This window comes from Effusibacillus sp. SKA8 (assembly GCF_058273125.1).
Window position 1 is genome coordinate 212,985 of record NZ_JBZCSF010000001.1, and the last position, 24,247, is coordinate 237,231.

At 55.0% G+C, this 24,247-nt stretch carries 22 protein-coding genes; all 22 read left to right on the forward strand.

Annotation, left to right across the window (positions count from 1 at the left end; all coding sequences use genetic code 11):
• Window positions 1-5 precede the first annotated feature (5 nt).
• The 22 genes from AC4ED1_RS01105 (at window position 6) to AC4ED1_RS01210 (ending at window position 24,242) form a co-directional block, all read left to right on the forward strand.
• The gene (locus AC4ED1_RS01105; protein ID WP_490935557.1) at window positions 6-1,157 is read left to right on the forward strand and encodes a 1-deoxy-D-xylulose-5-phosphate reductoisomerase; all 1,152 of its coding nucleotides are present in this window, start codon (window positions 6-8) and stop codon (window positions 1,155-1,157) included.
• Window positions 1,158-1,265: 108 nt separating this feature from the next.
• Window positions 1,266-2,975 carry a proline--tRNA ligase gene (locus tag AC4ED1_RS01110; protein WP_490935558.1) on the forward strand — a complete coding sequence of 570 codons (1,710 nt, stop codon included), beginning with the start codon at window positions 1,266-1,268 and terminating at the stop codon, window positions 2,973-2,975.
• A 78-nt stretch (window positions 2,976-3,053) separates the two neighbouring features.
• Window positions 3,054-3,677 (forward strand): glycosyltransferase family 2 protein, encoded by a 624-nt coding sequence (locus tag AC4ED1_RS01115; protein WP_490935559.1) that lies wholly within the window; start codon window positions 3,054-3,056, stop codon window positions 3,675-3,677.
• A gap of 178 nt (window positions 3,678-3,855) precedes the next feature.
• A complete protein-coding gene (locus AC4ED1_RS01120; RefSeq protein WP_490935776.1) occupies window positions 3,856-8,172 on the forward strand; it encodes a PolC-type DNA polymerase III in 4,317 nt (1,438 codons plus the stop codon).
• Window positions 8,173-8,333: 161 nt separating this feature from the next.
• Window positions 8,334-8,807, forward strand: coding sequence for a ribosome maturation factor RimP (gene rimP, locus AC4ED1_RS01125; RefSeq protein WP_490935560.1), 474 nt, complete (start codon window positions 8,334-8,336; stop codon window positions 8,805-8,807).
• A 43-nt stretch (window positions 8,808-8,850) separates the two neighbouring features.
• Entirely contained in the window at window positions 8,851-9,933 is a 1,083-nt protein-coding gene (nusA, locus tag AC4ED1_RS01130; protein ID WP_490935561.1) for a transcription termination factor NusA, read from the forward strand.
• Window positions 9,934-9,947: 14 nt separating this feature from the next.
• On the forward strand, window positions 9,948-10,226 hold the full coding sequence (gene rnpM, locus AC4ED1_RS01135) for an RNase P modulator RnpM (RefSeq protein WP_490935562.1): 279 nt from the start codon (window positions 9,948-9,950) through the stop codon (window positions 10,224-10,226).
• Complete coding sequence (locus tag AC4ED1_RS01140) at window positions 10,219-10,545, forward strand: L7Ae/L30e/S12e/Gadd45 family ribosomal protein (RefSeq protein ID WP_490935563.1); 327 nt, start codon at window positions 10,219-10,221, stop codon at window positions 10,543-10,545. The genes rnpM and AC4ED1_RS01140 overlap by 8 nt, the downstream gene beginning before the upstream one ends.
• Complete coding sequence (gene infB, locus AC4ED1_RS01145; RefSeq protein ID WP_490935564.1) at window positions 10,538-12,967, forward strand: translation initiation factor IF-2; 2,430 nt, start codon at window positions 10,538-10,540, stop codon at window positions 12,965-12,967. Before AC4ED1_RS01140 ends, infB begins: the two co-directional genes overlap by 8 nt.
• 123 nt (window positions 12,968-13,090) lie before the next feature.
• Window positions 13,091-13,444 carry a 30S ribosome-binding factor RbfA gene (gene rbfA / locus AC4ED1_RS01150; RefSeq protein ID WP_490935565.1) on the forward strand — a complete coding sequence of 118 codons (354 nt, stop codon included), beginning with the start codon at window positions 13,091-13,093 and terminating at the stop codon, window positions 13,442-13,444.
• A gap of 2 nt (window positions 13,445-13,446) precedes the next feature.
• Window positions 13,447-14,421: a DHH family phosphoesterase gene (locus AC4ED1_RS01155; RefSeq protein WP_490935566.1), complete on the forward strand. Its 975-nt coding sequence runs from the start codon at window positions 13,447-13,449 to the stop codon at window positions 14,419-14,421.
• Complete coding sequence (gene truB, locus AC4ED1_RS01160; RefSeq protein WP_490935567.1) at window positions 14,418-15,332, forward strand: tRNA pseudouridine(55) synthase TruB; 915 nt, start codon at window positions 14,418-14,420, stop codon at window positions 15,330-15,332. Before AC4ED1_RS01155 ends, truB begins: the two co-directional genes overlap by 4 nt.
• Before the next feature lie 11 nt (window positions 15,333-15,343).
• Window positions 15,344-16,291: a bifunctional riboflavin kinase/FAD synthetase gene (locus AC4ED1_RS01165; RefSeq protein ID WP_490935568.1), complete on the forward strand. Its 948-nt coding sequence runs from the start codon at window positions 15,344-15,346 to the stop codon at window positions 16,289-16,291.
• A 144-nt stretch (window positions 16,292-16,435) separates the two neighbouring features.
• Window positions 16,436-16,666: a hypothetical protein gene (locus tag AC4ED1_RS01170; protein WP_490935569.1), complete on the forward strand. Its 231-nt coding sequence runs from the start codon at window positions 16,436-16,438 to the stop codon at window positions 16,664-16,666.
• 14 nt (window positions 16,667-16,680) lie between these two features.
• On the forward strand, window positions 16,681-16,902 hold the full coding sequence (locus AC4ED1_RS01175) for a hypothetical protein (RefSeq protein ID WP_490935570.1): 222 nt from the start codon (window positions 16,681-16,683) through the stop codon (window positions 16,900-16,902).
• A gap of 75 nt (window positions 16,903-16,977) precedes the next feature.
• Window positions 16,978-17,247: a 30S ribosomal protein S15 gene (gene rpsO, locus AC4ED1_RS01180; RefSeq protein WP_490935571.1), complete on the forward strand. Its 270-nt coding sequence runs from the start codon at window positions 16,978-16,980 to the stop codon at window positions 17,245-17,247.
• A 144-nt stretch (window positions 17,248-17,391) separates the two neighbouring features.
• Window positions 17,392-19,611: a polyribonucleotide nucleotidyltransferase gene (gene pnp / locus AC4ED1_RS01185; protein ID WP_490935572.1), complete on the forward strand. Its 2,220-nt coding sequence runs from the start codon at window positions 17,392-17,394 to the stop codon at window positions 19,609-19,611.
• A gap of 86 nt (window positions 19,612-19,697) precedes the next feature.
• Window positions 19,698-20,627, forward strand: a complete 930-nt coding sequence (locus AC4ED1_RS01190) for a polysaccharide deacetylase family protein (RefSeq protein ID WP_490935573.1) — start codon at window positions 19,698-19,700, stop codon at window positions 20,625-20,627.
• Window positions 20,628-20,740: 113 nt separating this feature from the next.
• Entirely contained in the window at window positions 20,741-21,949 is a 1,209-nt protein-coding gene (locus AC4ED1_RS01195; RefSeq protein WP_490935777.1) for a M16 family metallopeptidase, read from the forward strand.
• A gap of 73 nt (window positions 21,950-22,022) precedes the next feature.
• Window positions 22,023-22,484, forward strand: coding sequence for a dUTP diphosphatase (dut, locus tag AC4ED1_RS01200; RefSeq protein WP_490935574.1), 462 nt, complete (start codon window positions 22,023-22,025; stop codon window positions 22,482-22,484).
• A 269-nt stretch (window positions 22,485-22,753) separates the two neighbouring features.
• On the forward strand, window positions 22,754-23,632 hold the full coding sequence (dpsA, locus tag AC4ED1_RS01205; protein ID WP_490935575.1) for a dipicolinate synthase subunit DpsA: 879 nt from the start codon (window positions 22,754-22,756) through the stop codon (window positions 23,630-23,632).
• A 16-nt stretch (window positions 23,633-23,648) separates the two neighbouring features.
• A complete protein-coding gene (locus AC4ED1_RS01210; RefSeq protein ID WP_490935576.1) occupies window positions 23,649-24,242 on the forward strand; it encodes a dipicolinate synthase subunit B in 594 nt (197 codons plus the stop codon).
• Window positions 24,243-24,247 lie beyond the last annotated feature (5 nt).

Genomic DNA, 24,247 nt, shown 5'->3' on the forward strand with positions numbered 1-24,247 from the left:
GTCACATGACAAAAAAGCTGGCGATATTAGGGTCTACCGGTTCGATTGGCACGCAGACTTTGGCGGTGGTGGCCGCCCACCCGGAGGAATTTGAGGTGGCAGCCTTGGCCGCCGGATCGAATCTTGCGGAGTTGTTCCGGCAGATTGAACAATTTCATCCTGCCCTGGTGTCGGTCGCTACTCCCGATTTGGCAGCCGAAGTGAAAAACAGATTCGGCAACCGGGTGAAAGTCGAGGTGGGACCAGCGGGGCTGGACGCGGTAGCCGGCTGCGACGATGCGGATATCGTCGTAACGGCGGTTGTCGGAACGCTGGGGCTCCGGCCGACTCTGGCCGCCATTGCGGCCGGCAAGGACATTGCCCTGGCAAACAAAGAGACTCTGGTGGCGGCGGGACATCTGGTAACCGGTTTGGCGGCGCGAACCGGCTCGCGAATCTTTCCGGTTGACAGCGAGCACTCGGCCATTTTTCAATGCATACACGGTGAAACGGCAAAGGAAGTGAAACGGATTCTGCTGACCGCTTCCGGCGGCGCGTTCCGCGACAAGACGAGAGAAGAAATGGCTGCCGCAACCCCGGCGGACGCTTTGGCTCACCCCAACTGGTCGATGGGCGCCAAGATCACAGTCGATTCGGCCACCTTGATGAACAAAGGGCTGGAAGTGATCGAAGCCCACTGGCTGTTCGGTTTGCCTTACGAGCGGATTGAAGTTCTGATCCATCCACAAAGCATTGTCCATTCCCTGGTCGAATTCCAGGATCGCTCCGTCTTGGCCCAGTTGGGAACGCCGGACATGCGGGTGCCGATCCAGTATGCGTTATCCTATCCCCGCCGGTTGAAAGCCGACTGGCCGTCGCTGGATCTGCTGGCGGTCGGAACATTGACGTTTCTCGAACCGGATTTGGTCCGTTTTCCGATTCTGGGTCTGGCTTATGAAGTCGGGAAAACGGGCGGCAGTTTGCCTGCGGTGCTGAACGCGGCCAACGAAGCGGCTGTGGATCTTTTTTTGCAGGGGAAAATCGGCTTCCTCGACATTGAGAGAACTTTGCAGGCCGTGATCGAACGGCACGCTCCGGTATCCGATCCGACGCTGGAGGACATTTTGCATTACGACGACTGGGCTCGCCGAACCGCGCGCGAGTTGGCCCTGACGTAAAAGAAAGACAATACAACCGCCGCATCCGTGCGGCGTATCCGACACCAGGCCATCGGTGGCCGCCGCAACAGCGGAGTAAAACATCCATGTTTTAAGGGAGGTTCGAACATGCGACAAAGCACCTTTTTATTGCCGACTCTCCGGGAAGCCCCGGCGGAAGCGGAAGCGATCAGCCACAGGCTGATGCTCAGAGGCGGATTTATTCGGCAGTTGGCGGCGGGGATTTATACATACTTGCCTTTGGGATGGCGCGTATTAAGAAAAGTCGAAGCGATCGTGCGGGAAGAGATGGACCGCGCAGGGGCGCAGGAGATTTTGATGCCGGCGATGCAACCCGCCGAGTTGTGGCAGGAGTCCGGTCGTTACCAGGTCTACGGCCCTGAATTGATCCGGCTTCGCGACCGCCACGACCGTGAGTTTGCCCTGGGGCCCACCCACGAGGAAGTGGTGACCACACTGGTCCGCAACGAGGTTCGTTCCTACCGCAAGCTGCCGATGAACCTTTACCAAATTCAAACGAAATTCCGGGATGAGCGCCGGCCGCGTTTCGGATTGTTGCGGGGCCGGGAATTTCTGATGAAAGATGCCTATTCCTTCGATCTGGATTGGGAAGGATTGGACAAGTCCTATTGGTCGATGTACGAAGCTTACAACCGGATTTTTACCAGATGCGGTTTGAATTTCCGCGCGGTTGAAGCGGATGCAGGCGCGATCGGGGGCGAAGGAGGCACCCACGAGTTTATGGCGCTGGCTGATATCGGCGAGGACACGATTGCGGTTTGTACAAAGTGCGAATATGCGGCCAATCTGGAGAAGGCGGAGGCGGGCGCCGGAAAGCGGGAATACAGCGAAGCGGCGGTCAGCGAGCGCGAAAAGTTCCATACGCCAGGCCTTTCCACCATCGAGCAATTGACCGGGTCGCTCGGGATTGACCCCCGGCAGTTGGTCAAAACGCTGATCTACTTGGCGGATGGCCAGCCGGTTGCCGTATTGGTGCGCGGCGATCATGAAGTCAACGAGGTAAAGGTGAAAAATTACCTTGGCGCCATCCATGTGGAGTTGGCCGATGCGGAGACCACGCAAAAAGTGACGGGTGCGCCGGTGGGATTCGCCGGTCCTGTCGGTTTGTCCGTTCCGGTCTTGGTTGACCGCGAAGTTGCCGCCATGCCAAGCGGCATCACAGGCGCGAACGAGAAAGACTTCCATCTGAAGAATGTCCGCCCGGGTGTTGATTTTCCGCTGGAACGGACTGGCGATTTCCGCAATGTGACCGAGGGCGACGCTTGTCCGCGCTGTGACGGAACCCTCAAATTTTACAGAGGAATCGAAGTTGGCCATGTGTTCAAACTGGGAACCAAGTACAGCGAGATCTTGGGTGCCAAATACCTTGACGCCAACGGCAAGGAACAGGTGATGGTTATGGGCTGTTACGGAATCGGCATCTCCCGGATCTTGTCTGCGATCGTCGAACAAAGCCACGACGAAAACGGCATTGTCTGGCCGATGTCGGTTGCGCCTTTCCATGTGCATCTGATCCCCGTTTCCGTGAAAGACGAAGTGCAGATGAAAGTGGCGGAAGAATTGTACGCCCGGCTGCAGGCTTCCGGCATTGAAGTCCTGCTGGACGACAGGGACGAACGTCCCGGCGTGAAATTCAAAGATTCCGATTTAACGGGAATTCCGGTTCGCGTGACGGTCGGAAAAGGAGCTGCCGAAGGGCGCGTCGAATATAAAGAACGAGCGAACCCCGCACAGCAGGAACTTGCGGTGGAAGAAGCGTTTGCCCGGATCGCCGAACTGGTGAACAACAGCAGGTAAAAATTGGATGGTACAAGGATTAAAACACCGTTGTATGGGGGAAACAATTACTAATCGTTTCCGACAGGAGGCTGCAACGTGAACACGTTGATCATTCCCGCATACAACGAAGCTGCCAATATCGCTCGCGTGTTGCATGTCGTGGCGGATATGCCCGATTTTCAGGAAATCATCGTGGTGGATGACGGTTCCGGCGACCGCACGGCGGAAGTGGCGGCCGCCTTCGGGGTACGGGTCATCCGCTTGGAACGCAATCAGGGAAAAGGAGGGGCCATCGCTGCCGGTCTCAAGGCCAGCGAGACCCCTTTTCTCACCTTGTTGGACGCCGACTTGGTCGGATTGCAAAAACATCATGTGCGGGCCCTCGGCAAACCGGTGTTGAACGGGGAAGCGGCGATGTCGATAGGGATATTCGCTTCCGGCCGTTTCCGTACCGACTGGGCGCAAAAAATCGCTCCTTCCATCACCGGCCAGCGCGTTTTGCGCCGGGAACTGCTGGAGAGCCTGCCTGGGTTGGACAAAACCCGCTATGGAGTCGATTTGGCGTTAACGAGTCACGCAAAACGCTTGCAACTGCCCGTTGCGGAAGTCATCCTGCAGGATGTGACGCAGCGGATGAAGGAAGAAAAGCTGGGGCTGGCCCGGGGGGTTGCCGCTCGTCTCAAAATGTACTGGGAGATCTTGCGAGTGCTCGGCAAATAGTGAACTTGCGCACTGTTGCCCGGGGCTGGGGCACCGCCAAAGTAATGCCTACGGATGCGCCAATGCAGGCGTTGCGGTCATGGACGGCTGTCTGCCGGCGGTTCGCACATGGACACACGAATCCTTCGGCATTGTTGCATAGGCGGTTTTTCAGGAGGAGGTCTGGCCATTGAGTTTGTTGGAAACAAACGGAAAACGTCTTTCCGAGTTTGCTGAAATGTTAGGGTGGGTAGAACCGGAAGTCGGTCAACACGCGCAACAAATCTTGATTGAAAAAGTCGTCGTGTCGCGCTCCAAACAACAAGTGGCTGTCTGCCTCGCTTGTCCGGACCGGTTGCCGCCAGTGGTTTACCGGCAATTTGTGGAAGGACTGCAAAACCGGCTGCCGTTGAAAGCCAGAATCGTCACCCGGTTCCGGTATCCGGCCGAGGTTGAGAAGCTGGAAGAATGGATTGACGCGTACTGGAATCTGGCGGTCGATGGGGTGTGCGCAACCGACCCGGTTTGCGCCAGTGCGCTGCGGCAAGCGGAACGGGAAGTGAGCAGCAATCAGATTACGCTTGCGCTCATCAATCATCTTTCCGTCGAACACATGCAGAAAAAGGGGATTTCCTCGGCGCTTGAGAAGTGGTTCCGCGATGAAGTGGGGCTACAGGTTCAATTTCGGTTCCGCCTGGACGAGCAAGCGCAGGCAAAAGTCGAACTGATTCGCCAGAGAAACATCGAGGAAGAACAGCTTCTGGTCGAACAGGCACGGCAGGCAAAGGCTCTGGATGAGGAAAAAGAGAAAGTTTCGCAGGCGGAACCGGACGCTTTGCCGCCGGAAAAGCTGGCGATCGGCAGAAAGATCGACGACCCGCTTACCGAAATCCGGCTGATCGGCGATGAAATGCGAAAAGTTGCGGTCAAGGGCAAAGTGTTCGGGGTGGAAATGCGGGAACTTGCCAGCGGACGGACCCTTTTCCAGTTTAATGTCACCGACTTCACCGATTCGATCATGTGCAAGCTCTTTGCCAAAGAGGGAAAGATGTTGGATAGCCTGAAGCTTCTTGCGGACGGAAAATGGGTCCAGGTGCGGGGGTCCGTTCAATTTGACACCTTTGCCAAAGAGCTTGTGCTCATCGTCCAGGACCTGTTTGAGAGCGAGCCGCCCTCGCGCAAGGATACGGCGGAAGAAAAAAGGGTGGAACTGCATCTGCATACGCAGATGAGCGCACTGGACGGTGTGACGGCCGTCGGCGACCTGGTAAAACAAGCCGCCAAATGGGGACATCCGGCGATCGCCGTTACGGATCACGGCGTCGTGCAGTCGTTCCCGGAAGCGTACAACGCCGCCAAAAAAGCGGGCATCAAGTGCATTTTGGGGCTGGAAGCGTACGTGGTGGACGACGGCGTGCCGATCATCTATAAACTGACCGAAAGCAATGATTATCCCATGAACGACAAGACGCCGTATGTCGTGTTTGACACGGAAACGACGGGTCTGAACGCGGCGGAAAACACGTTGATCGAAATTGCCGCGGTGAAGATGAAAGGGCCGGAAATGATCGGCGAGTGGACGACCCTGATCGACCCGGAAATCGAAATCACCCCCAAGATTACGGAGTTGACCGGTATCACCAACGAAATGGTAAAAGGCAAGCCGAAGCTGGCGGAGGCGCTTCGCGAGTTCCGGGAGTTTGTCGGCGACGCGGTACTGGTCGCTCACAACGCGGAGTTTGACCTCGGCTTTCTTTCGGTCTGCGCGGCCCGCATCGGCATGCCGGAATGGACCAACCCGGTGCTGGACACGCTGCCGCTTGCCCGCAAACTCTATCCGGCGGAGAAAAACTACCGGTTGAAAACGTTGACGCAAAAATTCAACGTCGAACTCGTCAACCACCACCGCGCTCTGGATGATACGGTGGCAACCGCGAAGGTGTTTCAGCACATGCTGAAAGACCTGAAGGAACAGGGGATCGAGCGGTTGTCCCAGTTGAACGAAAACGACGGGGATGTCGACTATTCGAGGATGCGTCCGTTCCATGCCACCATTCTGGTGCAAAACAAAACGGGTTTGAAGAACCTGTACAAAATTGTTTCCGAATCCCATGTGAACCATTTCTATCGCGTGCCCCGGGTGCCGCGCAGCTTGCTGGTGAGATACCGGGAAGGGCTGCTGATCGGGACCGCCTGCCAGCAGGGGGAACTGTTCCAGGCGATCCTGCGGGGCAAAAACCGGCAAGAATTGGCGGAGATCGCAGAGTTCTACGATTACCTCGAGATTCAACCGCCGGAGCACTACAAGCCTTTGTTGAAAAACGAGTCGGTTTCTTCCCTGGAGTCGATCAAAGACTATCACCGCCAAATCATCGAAATCGGGAACCAGTTGGACAGACCGGTGGTGGCGACGGGAGACGTGCATTTTCTCAATCCGGAAGACGCAATCTACCGCGACGTGTTCCTACAGTCTGTCGGCGACGCGCAGGCAGGCGACCAGCCGCCGTTGTACTTTATGACCACCGATGAGATGATGGACGCTTTTTCCTATCTCGGGGAGGAAACCGCCAAACGGGTGGTGGTGGACAACCCGCGTCGGATTGCCGACCGCATCGAGGACGTCAGTCCGATACCGGACAAACTGTACACGCCGGTGATTGAAGGCGCCGATGACGAGCTGCGCAACATGTGTTATGAAACGGCGCGGCGGTTATACGGCGATCCGCTGCCGGAAATTGTGGAAAAGCGTCTGGAAAAAGAACTGAATTCGATCATCACCCACGGGTTTGCCGTGATTTACCTGATTTCCTCGCGATTGGTGAAAAAATCCCTGGCGGACGGCTATCTGGTGGGATCGCGGGGATCGGTCGGCTCTTCGCTGGTCGCCACTTTTTCGGAGATTACGGAGGTCAACCCTCTGCCGCCCCACTACCTTTGTCCGTCCTGCAAATACAGTGAGTTTATCGCGGACGGATCGGTTGGGTCGGGGTACGATCTGCCCGATAAAGACTGTCCGAAGTGCGGCGTCAAACTGAAAAAAGACGGCCAGGACATCCCGTTTGAAACCTTCCTCGGCTTCAAGGGGGACAAAGTGCCGGATATTGACTTGAACTTCTCCGGCGAATACCAGCCGCGCGCCCACAAGTACACGCAGGAATTGTTCGGCGCCGACCATGTCTACCGGGCGGGCACGATCGCCACCGTGGCGGAGAAGACCGCATTTGGCTACGTCAAGAAATATGCGGAAGAGAAAGGGCTGAACCTGCGAAGCGCGGAAGTGACCCGGTTGGTAAACGGCTGTACCGGCATCAAACGGACCACCGGCCAGCACCCCGGCGGCATTATTGTCGTCCCCGACTACATGGAGATTTACGATTGCTGTCCGATCCAGTATCCGGCGGATGACAGCAGTTCCGAATGGCGGACGACCCATTTTGACTTTCATTCGATTCACGACAACTTGCTGAAGCTTGATATTCTCGGCCACGACGATCCGACCGTCATCCGGATGTTGCAGGATCTGACGGGGATCGATCCGAAGACGATTCCTGTCGACGATCCGAAAGTCATGTCGTTGTTCAGCGGCACGGAAGCGCTCGGTGTCACGCCGGAACAGATCCGTTCCAAGACGGGTACCTACGGAATTCCCGAATTTGGCACCAAGTTTGTGCGACAGATGCTGGAAGACACCAAGCCGAGCACCTTTGCCGAACTCGTCCAGATTTCCGGGCTGTCCCATGGCACCGACGTCTGGCTGAACAACGCGCAGGAGTTGATCCGCAAAGGGGTTTGCAAACTGTCGGATGTGATCGGGTGCCGCGACGACATCATGGTGTATTTGATCTATAAAGGACTGGAACCCGGACGAGCGTTCAAAATCATGGAATCGGTGCGGAAAGGAAAAGGGGTGTCGCCGGAAGACGAGGAATACATGAAGTCGTTCGGCGTGCCCGACTGGTACATTTGGTCGTGCAAGCAAATCAAGTACATGTTCCCGAAAGCGCATGCATCCGCCTACGTTTTGATGGCTGTGCGGATCGCCTGGTTCAAGGTGTACCGCCCGCTGGAATTCTATGCCACCTATTTTTCCGTTCGTGCGGACGACTTTGATCTGCAGTTGATGTGCCAGGGCTATCAAGCGATTTGGAAGAAGATCGAGGAAATCGAAGCGAAAGGAATCAACGCGGCTCCCAAAGAAAAAGCGCTGCTGACCGTATTGGAGATGGCGCTTGAGATGACTGCAAGGGGATACAAGTTCTATCCTCTTGACTTGTACAGGTCGGACGCGACGAAATTTATCGTGATGGAGGACGGTCTGCTGCCGCCCTTCGGGGCTCTGGCCGGCGTCGGCGAGTCGGCGGCCAGGGGGATCGTGGCAGCCCGCGAGCAGGGGCCGTTCTTGTCGGTGGAAGATCTGCAGCAGCGTTCCCGGGCGTCGAAAACCGTAATTGAGTTGCTGCAGGAATTCGGCTGCCTGAAAGAGCTTCCGGAAACCAATCAGTTGAGTTTGTTCTGAGGGACAATTTCAGGCAACACAATTCCGGGCAGACCTTGCACGCCATCCGTGACTGTGTTATATTATATTAAGTAAACTGGGTGATATTATCGGTCTTCGAGAGTGGGGAAACCCACTCTTTCGATATTCTATAAGGGGTATCAAGTCTCAGGAGGGGTTACATGTCCAAACCGAAAGTTGTAGACATCGTGGAACAACTCGTCACGCCGATTGTCGACAGAGAAGGGCTGGAACTGGTTGACATCGAGTACGCAAAGGAAGGAGCGAACTGGTACCTCCGCGTGTTCATCGACAAACCCGGCGGAGTGGATATTGAGGATTGCGGCAGGGTCAGCGAGGCGTTGTCGGTGAAACTGGACGAAGTTGACCCGATCCCGACCAGCTACTTTCTGGAGGTTTCCTCGCCCGGTGCCGAACGGCCGCTGAAGAAACCGGCCGATTTTGAAAGAGCGGTCGGCAAACGGATACATATCACGACTTACGAGCCGGTCGAAGGGAAAAAAGAGTTTGACGGCGAGCTAATTTCGTATGACGGTCAGCTGCTGGTGCTTGCCGAGTTGCAAAAAACGGTTCGCAAACAATACGGGATTCCGGTCAACAAGATCGCGAGTGCCCGGTTGTCCGTCATTTTTTAAGAATGCAGTTATCATTCTGAACCAAAGGAGGAGAAACGGTTCTATGAACTTGGATTTTATCGAGGCACTGGAACAGCTTGAGAGAGAAAAAGGAATCAAAAAAGACGTGCTGATCGACGCCATCGAAGCCGCGTTGATCTCCGGCTATAAAAGGAATTTTAACTCGGCGGCCAACGTTCGGGTCGACATTAACCGACAGACGGGGGACGTCAGAGTGTTCGCACGTAAGCAGGTGGTGGAGCAACCAGAAGATCCCCGGCTAGAAATTTCCCTTGACGCGGCGGAACAAATCAACCCAGGTCTGCAGCTCGGGGATATCGTCGAGATTGAAGTCACGCCCCGGGACTTCGGGCGAATCGCCGCGCAGACCGCGAAACAGGTTGTCACCCAGCGTATCCGGGAAGCGGAGAGAGGTTTGATCTATTCCGAATTTGTCGACCGGGAAGACGATATCGTCACAGGCATCGTACAGCGCCAGGACGCAAGGAATTATTACGTGGATCTCGGCAAAGTCGAAGCGGTGCTGCCGTTTACGGAAGTGATGCCGGGCGAAAAGTTCAAACAAAACGACCGCGTCAAGACCTACATCACCAAGGTTGAAAAGACCACAAAAGGGCCGCAGGTGCTGGTCTCCCGCACCCACCCGGGACTTTTGAAACGGCTTTTTGAATTGGAAGTGCCGGAGATTTACGAAGGCGTGGTCGAGATCAAATCCGTCTCGCGGGAAGCGGGCCAGCGCTCCAAAATCGCGGTCTACACGAAAAACCCCGATGTCGATCCGGTAGGGGCTTGCGTCGGTCCGCGCGGCACACGGGTGCAAGCGATCGTCAACGAATTGAGGGGCGAGAAAATCGACATCGTCCGGTGGAGCAACGATCTGGCCGAATTTGTCGCCAACTCCCTGTCTCCCGCCAAAGTGATCAAAGTGAATGTCGACGAAACCGAAAAAATTGCCCGTGTGATCGTTCCCGATTACCAATTGTCCCTCGCAATCGGAAAAGAAGGGCAAAATGCCCGGCTCGCCGCGAAGTTGACCGGCTGCAAGATCGATATCAAAAGCGAATCCCAAGTCGGTAGGGCATCCGAGGAATCCGAGCTCAAGGTCGGGCACGAGGTTGAAGAGTAAAGGCAGGGGTTAGCATGGCACAGAAAAAAGTCCCTCTTCGCAAGTGTGTCGGCTGTCAGGAAATGAAACCGAAGCGCGAATTGATCCGCGTCGTTCACAGTCCGGATGATCGGGTGTTTCTCGATCCGACCGGAAAGAAAGCGGGAAGAGGCGCTTATTTGTGCAAAAATGTCGAGTGCTTCAAAATCGCGAGAAAGAAAAAGGCACTCGACCGCTCTTTGAAAACGAATGTGTCGGACGAAGTGTACCAACAACTTGAAAAGGATTTGGGCGCGGTGAAGTCGGATGAATGACCGGCTGTTGAACTTGTTGGGTCTGGCGATGCGTGCCGGAGCGGTTGTAACGGGAGACGAGGCGTGTTTGGCCCGGGTGCGTTCAGGGCAAGCGCAGTTGGCCGTAATTGCCGGGGATGCGGGCGTGAACACGAAGAAGAAGTACCTGGACAAATGCCGCACCTATCGGGTTCCGGTCGTGGAAGTCGGTTCGAAAGCGGAACTCGGCAGGGCGCTAGGCAAAATCGAACGGGCTGTCGCGGTGGTTGTCAACAAAGGATTTGCAGAACGGATTTTGCAGTTGTCAAGGGAACAAATCGGGGGTGAAACATGTGAGTAAATTGCGCGTATACGAGTACGCCAAACAGATGAATATGTCGAGCAAAGAACTGATTACGATTTTGAGCCGGTTGAACATAAAAGTGAACAATCACATGAGCGTGATGGACCCGGAAATGATTTCCGCCGTCGAAGGTTTTATGGCGGATCTGCGGAACCGTTCACGAGAGAAAGCGGTTCAGGAGCCGGGCAAGGAGAAACGGGCAGCGGAACAAAAACAGGAGCAACGCATACAGGGGCAGGTGCAGGCGAAAGGCCGGCAAGGTTCGGACAAAGCTCACGCCAAGCCGCCGCAGAGTCATGACAAGGGCAGTGGCAAAGAACATCAGGCGCAGTCCCGGAAGCAGACCAAACAGCCGCACGGGTCCCGCAAAGGCCAAGGCCAGGGCCCGGACAATCGCCCGCAAGGCCACAAGCAGGAGCAAGCCGACCGCCTCCGCCAAGCGGTGGCGCATGCCCAAAAGGCGAGCGCGATCGTCGAGGAAGTGTTGGACGATACGCGTTCCTTTGTCCGGGAGGAACGCATTCACAAAAAGCCGAAACAAAACGTGCAGGGCAACAAAGAGAACCGTAAAGCCTTCGGACTTCCAAGCAACCGTGGGCAACGCCAAGGCAAGGGCAATCAAAACCGCCAGCCGGCGCAGGTGCAAGCTCCGAAACAGCCTGAAGGGCCGAAAAAAATCGAAGTGGAAGGCCCGATGACGGTCGGCGAGTTGGCGAAACTGATCAAACGCGAGCCGTCGGAAGTGATTAAAAAACTGTTGTTTCTGGGAATCATGGCGACGATCAACCAGGAGATCGACACCGATGCAATCGAATTGGTCGCCGGAGATTTCGGCATCGAGGTGGTGGTCAAGGAACCGGTTGACGAAGAAGCGCTTGACATGCTGATTGAGGAAGCGGATCCGGCAAAGCTGGTGGAACGTCCGCCGATCGTAACGATCATGGGCCACGTGGACCACGGGAAGACAACTTTGCTTGACGCCATTCGGCAAACGAACGTCACCGCCCAGGAAGCCGGCGGCATTACCCAGCACATCGGGGCTTACCAAGTGGAAATCAACGGAAAGAAAATCACCTTTTTGGACACGCCGGGCCATGCCGCCTTTACGACAATGCGTGCCCGCGGTGCGCAGGTAACCGATATCACCGTGCTTGTGGTGGCGGCCGACGACGGGGTCATGCCGCAAACGGTGGAAGCGATTAACCACGCGAAGGCGGCCAACGTTCCGATTATCGTGGCGATCAACAAAATGGATAAACCTGACGCCAACCCTGACCGGGTGCGCCAGGAGTTGGCCGAATACGGCTTGGTTGCCGAAGAATGGGGCGGCGATACGATTTTTGTTCCGATTTCCGCGAAGAAAAAGGAAGGTCTTGAAAATCTTCTGGAGATGATTTTGTTGGTCGCGGAAATCGCCGAGTTAAAAGCCGATCCGACCGCAAGGCCGCGCGGTACCGTGATTGAGGCGGAACTGGACAAAGGGCGCGGACCCGTCGCAACCGTCTTGGTGCAAAACGGCACGCTGAAAGTCGGAGACATCGTCGTAGCCGGCAGGACGTTCGGAAAGGTGCGTGCCATGGTGAACGACAAGGGGCGCCGCGTGAAAGAGGTGGGGCCGTCCGGACCTGTCGAGATTCTGGGTCTGAACGACGTTCCGAGTGCCGGGGATCTGTTTGTCGTGTACGACGATGAGCGCAAAGCGAGAGCGCTGGTCGAGAAACGGATTGCCAAGCAGCGTCAGGAGCAGCTTGGCGCACAAAGCCGGGTCACGCTTGAAGATCTGTACAAACAAATTCAAGAAGGGGAAGTCAAGGAATTAAACGTCATTATCAAGGCGGATGTGCAGGGATCCGTTGAAGCTTTGACCGGGTCGCTCGAGAAAATCGACGTGTCCGGGGTGAGGGTTCGCGTCATCCATAAGGGAGTCGGCGCGATTACCGAATCGGACATTTTGCTGGCAACGGCATCGAATGCGATTGTGATCGGGTTTAACGTCCGGCCGGAACCGAACGCCGGAAAAATGGCGGAGTCGGAAAACGTCGACATTCGCTTGTACCGGGTCATTTACAATGTCATCGAGGAACTGGAATCCGCCATGAAAGGGATGCTCGATCCGGAATATAAGGAAGTGATCGTTGGCCGTGCGGAAGTGCGTCAGACGTTCAAAGTTTCCAAGATCGGCACGATTGCAGGCTGCTACGTGACGGAGGGCAAGATCACCCGCAATGCGGAAGTGCGTGTGATCCGCGACGGGATCGTGGTGTACGAAGGAAAGCTCGAATCCTTGAAACGGTTTAAAGACGATGCCCGCGAAGTCGCCGCCGGTTACGAATGCGGAATGACGTTGGAGAATTTCAATGACATCAAGGAAGGCGACATCATTGAAGCGTTTGTGATGGAAGCGATCAAAGTTCAATAACGCGGCAAGCCGGTTTTTGCCCGGTTGAGCCGCCAAGATGGTGCCGGGTTCCTCCGCTTCGTCATCCGTAAAAGTGTGTTCGTTGCAAACGACTCTTTCAGTGTTTGCCAGGAGGTGTGTTTTATGGGGAAAATCCGAGTGGGCCGCGTGGGTGAGCAACTGAAAAAAGAAATCTCGGACATTATCCAAAACGAGCTGAAAGATCCCCGCATCGGGTTTGTCACGGTGACCGATGTGGAAGTGACGGGCGATCTGCAAATCGCCAAGGTTTATGTTTCCGTTCTCGGTTCGGAGGAACAGAAAACCGAGTCGTTAAAAGCCTTGCGCAACGCGACCGGCTTTATCCGCAGCGAAGTGGGGCGCCGTATCCGGTTGCGTCTGACGCCCGAACTGATTTTTGAATTGGACACTTCCCTCGAGTACAGCACCCGGATTCAGGAGGTTCTGCGGGATATCAGTTCCGAAGGGAGGGACTAGCATTGGACAGGGAGCGAATGATGCGGGACGCGGACAGGTTTATCTGCGAACGCGACGATTTTTTGCTGTTGACGCACGTGCAGCCCGACGGGGACGCACTGGGTTCCACACTTGGCTTTGCCCATCTTTTGAAAACGATCGGGAAGCGGTTTGTGATCGCGGTTGAGGAACCGATTCCCGAGAAGTTTTCCTTTTTGCCGATGGCCGGGGAAGTTCGCCTGGCGTCCGGGATAGGACGGCGGTTTTCCAATGTGGTCGCCCTTGACTGCGGCGATATGAAACGGTTCGGGCGATGCGCCGATTTGGTCGAACCGGCTACCGCGATTTTGAATATCGATCACCATAAGACCAACGATTTTTTCGGGCAGGCCAATCTGGTGGATCTGGATGCGGCTGCGACGTCCCAAATCGTGTACAATCTTGCCCGTTTCATGGATATCGGGATCGACAGGCGGATGGCGACTTGCCTTTATACCGGAATCCTTACGGATACGGGCGGATTCCGCTTCAGCAACACGACGGCGGAAGTGCATACCATCGCTGCTGACCTGCTCGGACAAGGGGTTTCTCCCTATGACATCGCGGAACGCGTGTTGGAAGCGCTGACCTGGGGACAGGTGCAATTGATCCGCGAGGCATTGGGCTCTTTGCGGCGGGACGATTCCGGCCGGGTGGCGTGGATGGTGGTCGGGCGGGATCTGCTTGACCGGCTTGGCGCCGCCGATGAGGACACGGAAGGGCTTGTCAGTTACGCCCGTAATATTCAGGGGGCGGAAGTCGGGATTTTGTTCCGGGAAAAAAAAGACGGATCGGTTAAAGTGAGTTTTCGCTCCAAATATGCGGTCGATGTCGGAGAAATCGCCCTTTCTTTCGGTGGGGGCGGGCACGCCCGCGCTGCCGGGTGTACGCTGGAAGGACCGGTCCACAAGGTTGTGTCCGATGTGCTTGCGAAAGTGAGCGAATCGTTGCGATCATGAACGGAATTTTGGTTGTCAACAAGCCGAAAGGAATGAGTTCACACCAAGTCGTCGGCAGAGTCAGGCGGATTCTCGGCATGAAAAAAATCGGCCATACGGGGACCCTGGACCCGGACGTTGACGGCGTCCTTCCGCTTTGCGTCGGGAGTGCTACCCGAATCGCCGAATATATGCTTGACCAAAGCAAAGCCTACATCGGGGAAGTGACCTTCGGTTTCTCGACCGATACGCAGGACGCATCCGGCACGGTTCTGGAGCGTGTGGAAACCGTGTCGTTGAACGAAGAACAGGTTCGCCGCGCGTTTTCACAGTTTCACGGCGAAATCGAGCAGATTCCGCCTGCGTATTCCGCGGTCAAGGTTGACGGAAAGCGTGCCTACCATCTGGCGAGACGGGGGGGAACGGTCGTTCTGAAACCCCGGCGGGTGACCATCCATTCGCTGGAAATTTTCGCCATGGAATTGCAGCAAAATCACCCGCGGGTGCGTTTCCGGGTTGAATGTTCAAAAGGGACGTATGTCCGCACGCTGTGCCACGATATCGGGCAAACACTCGGCATACCGGCCCACATGTCGGCGCTTACCCGCATCCGATCAGGGCCTTTTACCCTGGAAATGTCCCATACGCTGGAAGAAATCGAGCGGGCGCAATCGGAAGGCGGCATTGAACGCTTACTGCTTTCCGCGTCGGTTGCGGTTCGGAACTTTCCCGTGTATGCTGTCGGCGACAAACAGGTGAGACGGGTCCAAAACGGGATGGAAATGGCATTTCCGGTCGGGAGCCGGGTGCCGGAAACGGGGGAGCGAGTTCGGATCGAAACCCCTTCTGGCCAGTTGCTGGCCATCTACCGCGTTGTCGGGGTTGACGGGCAAACCGTCTGGACAAAGCCGGAGAAAGTGTTCAAAGAGTAGGAGGCGCAACGGTGAAGACAGTTCGAATTGCGGGTGTTCCGGATAACCAATCATTCGAACCGAGCGTGATGGCGCTGGGCAATTTTGACGGGGTACACAAGGGACATCGGCAAATTATCGGGGACGCGAAAAAAATCGCTCGGGAAAAAGGCGTGCAACTTGCGGTTATGACATTTGACCCGCATCCACGGCAAGTGCTAGGAGCGGGGGCAAATTTCGACCAACTGCTGACTCCGTTGCCGGTGAAATTGCGTACGTTTGAAGAACTGGGCGTCGAAATCTGTTATGTGGTCCATTTTGACCGGCAATTTGCCGCCATATCGCCCAGCCGATTTGCCGAAGGTTTTCTTTTCCGGATGAACGCGGCGGTAATCGTGGTCGGGTTTGATTACAGGTTCGGCGCCGGCGGCCGGGCGGATGCGGCTGCGTTGCGGGAGTTGGCGGAAAAAGCGGGGAAGTCCGTTCACGTTGTACCGGCGGTCAATCTCTATGGGGAAAAAGTGTCTTCCTCCTTTATCCGCGAGAAACTGCTGCTGGGGGAAGTGAAACTCGCGTCCGAACTGCTGGGAAAACCTTATGAAATCCTCGGTAAAGTGGTGCACGGCGAGGGCAGGGGAAGGCTGCTCGGGTTTCCTACAGCCAATCTCGAGCTTTCCTGCAATTTTGTGCTCCCCCGCACAGGCGTTTATTTAATCCGCGGGCGGGTGACGGAAACCGGCGAGGTGCTGTACGGCCTGATGAATATCGGATACAAGCCGACTTTTCACGATGCGGAGCGGCAAGTGACGCTGGAAGCCCATTTTTTCAATTTTTCCGGCGATCTGTATCAACGGCGGCTCAAAATCGAATTTCTCGACTTTCTCCGTTCCGAAAAAAAATTCAATTCCGCCCGGGAATTGATCGATCAAATTCACGCGGATGCGGCGGAGGCGAAACGGAGATTATCCACTGTCCCATAGCATAGGACAACGGAAAAAGGGCATAGACTTGAAGCAATCGAGTGCTGTCTGTTTACTCCCTTTGCAATCTATGCTATACTACAATCCGGTATTGGCGGAGCACCTTTCTTGACAGCACATCTTGGCTGTAAGGGGGTACGTGCCGTGAAATACCCGTCCGTTGACGCTCGTGATGCTCGTCTTTTCCATTTGTGCAGGGAAGTGGCCCGGATCTGCATCAGCGAAGAGTTTCAGCGTTTAAACCGGGAAATGGTCAAATTGTACCGCAAGAGCGGAATTCGGGACCCGTATCTGGTTGCGTTTCAGGATACTCTGTTTTCCCTCTTTGTCGAGGCGGACCGTCAGTTTGAAGGTTCCACGGAACTGTTCAATTGACATGAAGGTCTGACATGAAAGTCCTCGTCACGGTTCATGCCAGGAAAAGGCTGCAGGAGGAGCGGCAGCGGGGGATTCGGGTGGAGGACATCGTCCGGGCTGCTAATCAGATCCCCGGCAGCATACCGGTGGCGACCCGTTTTCGCGGGTTCCTGTCAGTTTCCGGGCGCACATTCGACATTGTGGCGAAAGACATCGCTCAGGGAAGACTCGTCATTACCGTCATCGGAAAATGAACCTCTGCTCGGATATCGAGTACCTCGACGGTTTCGGGGCCGGGGGGATAAACTGGGAAAAAGGAGGTGACGCACATGTCGTTGTCTGCAGAACAAAAGCAAGCACTGATCGACCAGTTCAAAGTTCACGAAAACGATACCGGATCGCCGGAAGTGCAAATCGCGATCTTGACGAACAAAATCAACTACCTCAACGACCATCTGCGCGTCCACAAGAAGGATCACCATTCCCGTCGTGGTCTTTTGAAAATGGTCGGGCATCGCCGGAATTTGTTGAACTATCTTCGCAAGAAGGATGTCAACCGCTATCGCGCGATCGTCGACAAATTGGGCCTGCGGAAATAGCCAAGAAGCGGGAACGTTGCCCGCTTCTTGTTTTTTGCATAAAAAAGAAGGAAATACTGTCGATATGCCGAAATTGATATGTTCGTGTACATATTTTTCCCCGATGGTTCATGAGTGGTGAAGAAGGGAGGCGTATTGCCTGACATGCAACAAAGCGAGGTACAGCAAGTGTTTGAAACGGAACTGGCAGGCAGAAAGTTAACGATTGAAACGGGAAAATACGCAAAACAAGCAAACGCTGCCGTGATGGTGCGCTATGGAGACACCGCGGTGCTGGCAACCGTAACCGCTTCGAAGGAGCCGAAGGATCTCGATTTTTTCCCGCTGACGGTCAATTATGAAGAACGGTTGTACGCGGTCGGGAAAATTCCGGGGGGCTTTATCAAACGGGAAGGCCGTCCGAGCGAAAAAGCGATTTTGGCAAGCCGCCTGATTGACCGCCCGATCCGGCCGCTGTTTCCCGAAGGGTTTCGCAACGACGTGCAAATTGTCGATATCGTGATGTCGGTCGATCAGGATTGTGCGCCGGAAATTGCCGCGCTGATCGGAACCTCTGTTGCGCTGACGATTTCGGATGTCCCGTTTGACGGGCCGATCGCCGGCGTGATCGTCGGACGCATCGACGGACAGTTTGTGATTAACCCTACCGTCGAACAAGAGGCGAAAAGCGACATGCATTTGACTGTCGCCGGCAGCAAAGACGCGATCGTGATGGTGGAGGCCGGCGCCAACGAGGTCCCGGAGGACGTCATGCTGGAAGCGATCATGTTCGGTCACGAAGAGATCAAAAAATTGATCGCGTTCCAGGAGGAAATCCAGAAGGCGGTCGGCAAACCGAAAATGGAAGTCGCGTTGCACAGCGTCGACGAAACGATCGATCAACAAGTCCGGGAATATGCGACGGACAAGCTGAAAGCCGCCATCCGCACGCCGGAAAAACAGGCCCGCGAAGATGCGATCAACGCCGTCAAAGAGGAGATGGTGGCGCATTTTCAGGAGCGGAATCCGGAACTGACGGAAGAGCAAATCGCCGATATCAATGAGGTCTTGTATAACATTGTGAAGGAAGAAGTTCGCCGGGCGATTATCTTTGAAGGTATTCGTCCCGACGGACGGGCGCTTGATGAAGTTCGTCCGATCACAAGCGAAGTGGGGGTTCTGCCCCGCACCCACGGTTCCGGGTTGTTTACCCGCGGGCAAACCCAAGCGTTGTCCGTCTGTACCCTCGGCGCTTTGGGCGATGTTCAGATCCTTGACGGTCTCGATCTGGAAGAATCCAAACGATTTATGCACCATTATAACTTCCCGCCGTTTTCCGTCGGCGAAGCGCGTCCGCTGCGTGCCCCCGGCCGCCGGGAAATCGGCCACGGAGCCCTTGGCGAGCGTGCGCTGGAACCGATTATTCCGTCCGAAGATGCGTTTCCTTATACAATCCGCTTGGTGTCGGAGGTTCTCGAATCCAACGGTTCGACTTCGCAGGCGAGCATTTGCGCGTCCTGCCTGGCTTTGATGGATGCGGGGGTGCCGATTAAAGCTCCTGTTGCCGGCGTTGCGATGGGACTGGTTGCCGAAGGTGACCGGTTTGCGATTCTGACCGATATCCAAGGCATGGAAGACCACTTGGGCGACATGGACTTCAAAGTCGCGGGCACCGCCAACGGGGTTACCGCGTTGCAGATGGATATCAAAATCAAGGGTTTGAACCGCGAAATCCTGAAGCAAGCGCTGGAACAAGCCCATCGGGGACGGATGCACATCCTCGGAAAAATGCTGGAAACCATCGACAAGCCGCGTTCGGAATTGTCCAAGTACGCGCCGCGGATCATCACGATGAAGATTCATCCCGACAAGATCAGGGAAGTGATCGGCCCGGGCGGCCGCGTCATCAACAAAATCATTGAAGAGACCGGGGTCAAAATCGATATCGAGCAAGACGGGCGCATTTATATCGCGACAACCGACATGGAAGCCGGCGAGAAAGCCCGCGCAATCATCGAGGGAATCGTCCGCGAGGTGGAAGTGGGAGCGATCTACAACGGCCGCGTGACCCGCGTTGAAAAATACGGCGCTTTCGTTGAGGTCTTGCCCGGCAAGGAAGGGCTGGTCCACATTTCGCACCTGGCGGAAGACCGGGTGGACAAAACTGAAGACGTAGTGAAAGTCGGGGACGAAATTATGGTAAAGGTAACGGAAATCGACCCGCAGGGGCGCGTCAATCTCTCGCGGAAAGCCGCACTCCGCGAATTGCGGGGCGAGCCGCCGGAAGATTCGCCTTTCGCCGGGCCGAAAAAGGAACGGGATGGCCGTCACCGCGGCGATCGCGACCGGGACAGCAAACCCCGCCGTTCGGAACACGGAAAATAACCGGAAAAGAGTCAGCGTACTGGCTCTTTTTTCATTTTTTGCGCACAATAAATCCGTAATTCGGATGAAAGAGGGGGAAGTTTGCTATGAGATTGATGGCTGTCGGCCTTGGGGTGGCATTATTGGGAATTGTCGGGATTCAAACTTTGGGCGATGGTCGGAGCCCGGTCGGGATTGCGAATCACGCGCCGACCCGCGAGGAACTGCGGCGTGAGGCGGTCAAACTTTACAAACCTCCGATTGACGCGGTAATCAGCAGGGCGGGAAAACCGAATGTCATCCCCGAACTGAATGGTGTGGAAGTGGATGTGGACGCCACTTGGGCCAACCTGCAAAAAAACGGCGGTCAAACGGCGGTTTCCTACGTGTACAAACAGATACCGCCGAAAGTCAAAATGAGTGATTTTCCCAATCTGCCCGTGTACCAAGGCAATCCCGGAAAGAACGAAATCGCTTTGATGGTTAACGTGGCGTGGGGGACCGAATACATAGACGGCATTCTGCAGGTGTTGCAGGAAAATCAAGCGAAAGCCACCTTTTTTCTGGACGGTTCCTGGCTGGCGAAACATCCGGATACCGCCAAAAAAATCGCCGCACAAGGACATGAAATCGGCAATCACGCCTACACGCATCCGGATATGGCGGCGCTGTCGGCCGAACGCCAGCGGGAGCAGATCGTGAAAACCGAAAGAGAGATCGAAAAAACGCTGGGTGTGAGAAGCAAATGGTTTGCCCCGCCATCCGGCTCATACAACGACACAACTGTTAAAATCGCCCGGGAACAAGGGATGGGGACGGTTCTTTGGACGCTTGACACCGTCGATTGGCGGCGGCCTCCACGCGAACAAATCGTCAACCGCATTTTGCTGAAAGCCAAAAACGGCGCGTTGGTGCTCATGCATCCGACTGAACCGACCCTTGGCGCTTTGCGTACTCTGGTACCAGAGTTGAAAAAAAGGGGGTTTCAACTCGTTACGGTCAGCGAACTCCTGTCACCTGTCCGTAAAGTGGAATAAATTGCAAGTGGAATAAATTGCATTGTGGGAAGTGCCTTCCTTTGCTATAGTTGATGGGAGGCAGTGTTAAGAGGAGGATTGTTTTGTTCTATACCGGAAGATTGTCAAATGGCATGCGGCTCGTCGTGGAAGAAATTCCTTCCGTGCGATCCGTTTCTTTGGGAGTGTGGATCGGCACGGGCTCACGTTACGAAAGCGAATCGACCAACGGCATGTCGCACTTCATCGAACATATGATGTTCAAAGGAACGGAAAAGCTGACGGCCCGCCAGATCGCCGAACTGTTCGACGGAATCGGCGGTCAGGTCAATGCGTTCACATCGAAGGAATACACGTGCTATTACGCCAAAGTTTTGGACGAACATTTTGAACTGGCTTTGGCCACATTGGCCGATATGCTGCTGAATTCAAAGTTCGCCCAGGAGGAGTTGGCGAAAGAACGGAAAGTCATCATTGAAGAGATCAAGATGTACGAGGATACACCGGACGATCAGGTGCATGATTTGCTGGCATCCGCCATGTATCCGGATCATACCCTGGGATTTGCGATCTTAGGGCAGGAGAGAAATCTTCTGGCGTTCTCCAGAGACGATCTGGTCACCTACCTTGGCGACCATTACACGCCTGACAATATGGTGCTTGCCGTCGCGGGCCACGTGCAAGCGGATGCGGTTCACAAAGCGGCCGAGCGATTTTTTGCCGGTTTGGGCGGGCAGCGGGCCGCAGTTCCACAGTTTCCGCCCGTTTTCCGGGCCAATAAACGGATCCGGCAAAAAGAGACCGAACAAGCTCACATCTGTCTGGCTTCCGAAGGATTCGCCTTCGATGATCCGTCGGTGTACCCCCTTATTTTGCTAAACAACATTGTGGGCGGCAGCTCCAGTTCGAGATTGTTCCAAGAAATCCGGGAAGAACGGGGCATGGCGTATTCGGTGTACAGTTTCTATTCTTCTTACCGCGACAGCGGAACTTTCGGCGTGTATGCCGGCACTTCTCCCGATCAGGCGCAGGAAGTCGTCAACCTGATCGGCAAGATTCTGTCTGATCTTGCCGCGAAAGGGGTTACTGTGGAGGAACTCCGCAAGGCAAAAGAACAGGTCAAAGGTTCGCTCATGCTGTCGCTGGAAAGCACCAGTTCACGCATGAGCCGTTTGGGGAAAAACGAGTTACTACTCGGCAAGCAAATTCCCCTTGATGAAACGATTCGCCGGATCAATGAGGTGACGCCGGATTCGATCCGTGAGATCGCCAAACGGGTGTGCGGCGGCCCGCTGGCGATGTCCGCGATCGGCCCCTTTGATGACCTGAAGCTTCCGGAGTGATTGAAAAATTTTCCGTAAAGTATCCGGAAGTTTCGAAGCTTTTTCCCGTTGCGGGAAATGTGAGGTGTCGCTGGTGGAAAACAAACTTGTGGTTTTAGTCAAAAAAATGTCACCGCTGATCGGGAATCGCTTTCCTTTGCCTTACTATGCGACTCCCGGTGCGGCGGGGATGGATTTGTGCGCTTGCATTGAAGAATCGCTGTTGATTCCGGCCAGGGGAAAAGCCCGCATCCCGACCGGCATTGCTATTCAACTGCCTTCCCCGCTGTATGTCGGGCTGGTATTCCCGCGGAGTGGGCTGGCAACCAAACACGGGATCAATTTGGCAAACTCCGTGGGGGTTATTGACAGCGATTATACGGGTGAAATCCAATGCGTTTTGTTGAACGAGGAAGCGTCCGACTACGTTGTGAATCCCGGCGACCGGATCGCTCAACTGGTGATTGTACCGGTTTTTCAAGCGGAACTGAAAGTCGTAGGCGAACTGCAGCCGACCGACCGGGGCCCCGGCGGATTCGGCTCGACGGGAAAATGACTTTGGAAGGAAATATCGGAGGGATCGATAACAAAAAGCTGCCCAACAGGGCGGTCTTTTTTGTTGTGATTCTGATCGACTTCGATCGCGCAAGGGATCCGGAAATCTTCTGACACCCCGTGCGGTAACAGACATCCGGGCTTCTGCATAGGATGTAGCACGTGCATCGATCTGGCAAGGAGCAAGCCCGTTTTTCTTTTGGTTAAAACGGATTTACCTTGAAATTTCACAGGTTTTGCGTACAATGATTTGAAAGGGGTAAAGCACCCATGCTAACAGGTATAAAGATGGCGCTTGCCGGCGGGGATGCGCGAATGATTCAAGTGATTCAGCATGCCCTGGACTTGGACGCCACCGTGTACCTGATCGGATTTGACGACCTGGAATTTAAAGTGGCCGATGCGGTCAAAGCCGACTTGTCGCCGGAAATTTTGCGGGATTTGGACGCGTTGATCCTGCCGGTCACCGGCATGGGCGACGACTGGACAATCGCTTCCAAATATTCCGCACGGCCGGTTGCTTTAACCGACGATCATTTTTCAAATCTTCCCAAAAAATGCAAGATTTTTACCGGGATTTCGCGGACCGCTCTGACGGAAGCGTGCCGCCGCCACGGCTTGCGTTTGATCAAGCTGATGGAGCTTGACGAAGTGGCGATTTTGAATTCGATTCCGTCTGCCGAAGGAGCCATTCAGATGGCAATGGAAAATACCGACTTTACCATCCACGGTTCCGATGTGACGGTTCTCGGATTCGGCCGCTGCGGCATGACGATCGCCCGGATGGCGAGAGGCATCGGCGCCCGGGTCAAAGTCGGCGCCCGCAAAGAAGCCGATCTGGCGAGAATTTTTGAAATGGGATTTGAAGCCTTTCCTTTGTCGAACATCGCTTCCGAACTGCAAAGCGCCGATATCGTTTTCAATACCATCCCGGCCTTGATCCTGACTTCGGAAGTTTTGTCACGCATGCGAAAATCGTGCGTCATCATCGACATCGCCTCAAGTCCCGGTGGCACGGATTTTCGGTTTGCCGAAAAAAGGGGAATCAAAGCGTTGCTTGCTCCAAGTTTGCCAGGAATCGTTGCGCCTAAAACAGCGGGACAGATTATCGCGAGAACAATCTGCCGTCTCGTTTTGGATCACGCATAATCCTGGAGGTAACAACATGGAATTGAGAGGCAAAACAGTCGGTTTCGGGATTACCGGTTCGCACTGTACCTATGGCGAAATCCGTCCGGTGTTAAAAAATCTCGTCGAAATGGGTGTAACCGTAGTTCCGATTCTTTCCTATACCGTACAAACGACCAGTACCCGGTTTGCCGAAGCGGACGCCTGGGTCGCCGAAATTGAACGGATTACGGGTCAAAAGCCGATCACCACGATCGTCGAGGCGGAGCCGCTTGGTCCCAGCAAGAAATTGGACGCGGTTCTGATTGCGCCGTGCACCGGCAACACGATTGCCCGCCTGGCAAACGCGATCACAGACTCTCCCGTCCTGATGGCCGCCAAAGCCACGATGCGAAACGACCGCCCTGTGGTGCTCGCCATCTCCACAAACGACGGTCTGGGTCTCAACCTGTCGAACATCGCAAAATTAATGTCCGCAAAGAATATTTTTATGGTACCATTTGGACAGGACGATCCGTTCAATAAAATCAATTCGCTTGTGGCGAAAATGGATCTCGTGTACGCCACACTGGAAGCTGCGTTGGAGAAGAAGCAACTTCAGCCGGTTTTGATCGAAAGATATAAACAATAAGCAAA

Coding starts and splice junctions, on each gene's coding strand:
- rbfA (WP_490935565.1), top strand. CDS start 13,091: ATGGGGAAAATCCGAGTGGGCCGCGTGGGTGAGCAACTGAAAAAAGAA.
- rimP (WP_490935560.1), top strand. CDS start 8,334: ATGTCCAAACCGAAAGTTGTAGACATCGTGGAACAACTCGTCACGCCG.
- rpsO (WP_490935571.1), top strand. CDS start 16,978: ATGTCGTTGTCTGCAGAACAAAAGCAAGCACTGATCGACCAGTTCAAA.
- dpsA (WP_490935575.1), top strand. CDS start 22,754: ATGCTAACAGGTATAAAGATGGCGCTTGCCGGCGGGGATGCGCGAATG.
- truB (WP_490935567.1), top strand. CDS start 14,418: ATGAACGGAATTTTGGTTGTCAACAAGCCGAAAGGAATGAGTTCACAC.
- AC4ED1_RS01195 (WP_490935777.1), top strand. CDS start 20,741: ATGCGGCTCGTCGTGGAAGAAATTCCTTCCGTGCGATCCGTTTCTTTG.
- AC4ED1_RS01210 (WP_490935576.1), top strand. CDS start 23,649: ATGGAATTGAGAGGCAAAACAGTCGGTTTCGGGATTACCGGTTCGCAC.
- rnpM (WP_490935562.1), top strand. CDS start 9,948: ATGGCACAGAAAAAAGTCCCTCTTCGCAAGTGTGTCGGCTGTCAGGAA.
- AC4ED1_RS01175 (WP_490935570.1), top strand. CDS start 16,681: ATGAAAGTCCTCGTCACGGTTCATGCCAGGAAAAGGCTGCAGGAGGAG.
- AC4ED1_RS01190 (WP_490935573.1), top strand. CDS start 19,698: ATGAGATTGATGGCTGTCGGCCTTGGGGTGGCATTATTGGGAATTGTC.
- nusA (WP_490935561.1), top strand. CDS start 8,851: ATGAACTTGGATTTTATCGAGGCACTGGAACAGCTTGAGAGAGAAAAA.
- AC4ED1_RS01140 (WP_490935563.1), top strand. CDS start 10,219: ATGAATGACCGGCTGTTGAACTTGTTGGGTCTGGCGATGCGTGCCGGA.
- AC4ED1_RS01110 (WP_490935558.1), top strand. CDS start 1,266: ATGCGACAAAGCACCTTTTTATTGCCGACTCTCCGGGAAGCCCCGGCG.
- pnp (WP_490935572.1), top strand. CDS start 17,392: ATGCAACAAAGCGAGGTACAGCAAGTGTTTGAAACGGAACTGGCAGGC.
- AC4ED1_RS01105 (WP_490935557.1), top strand. CDS start 6: ATGACAAAAAAGCTGGCGATATTAGGGTCTACCGGTTCGATTGGCACG.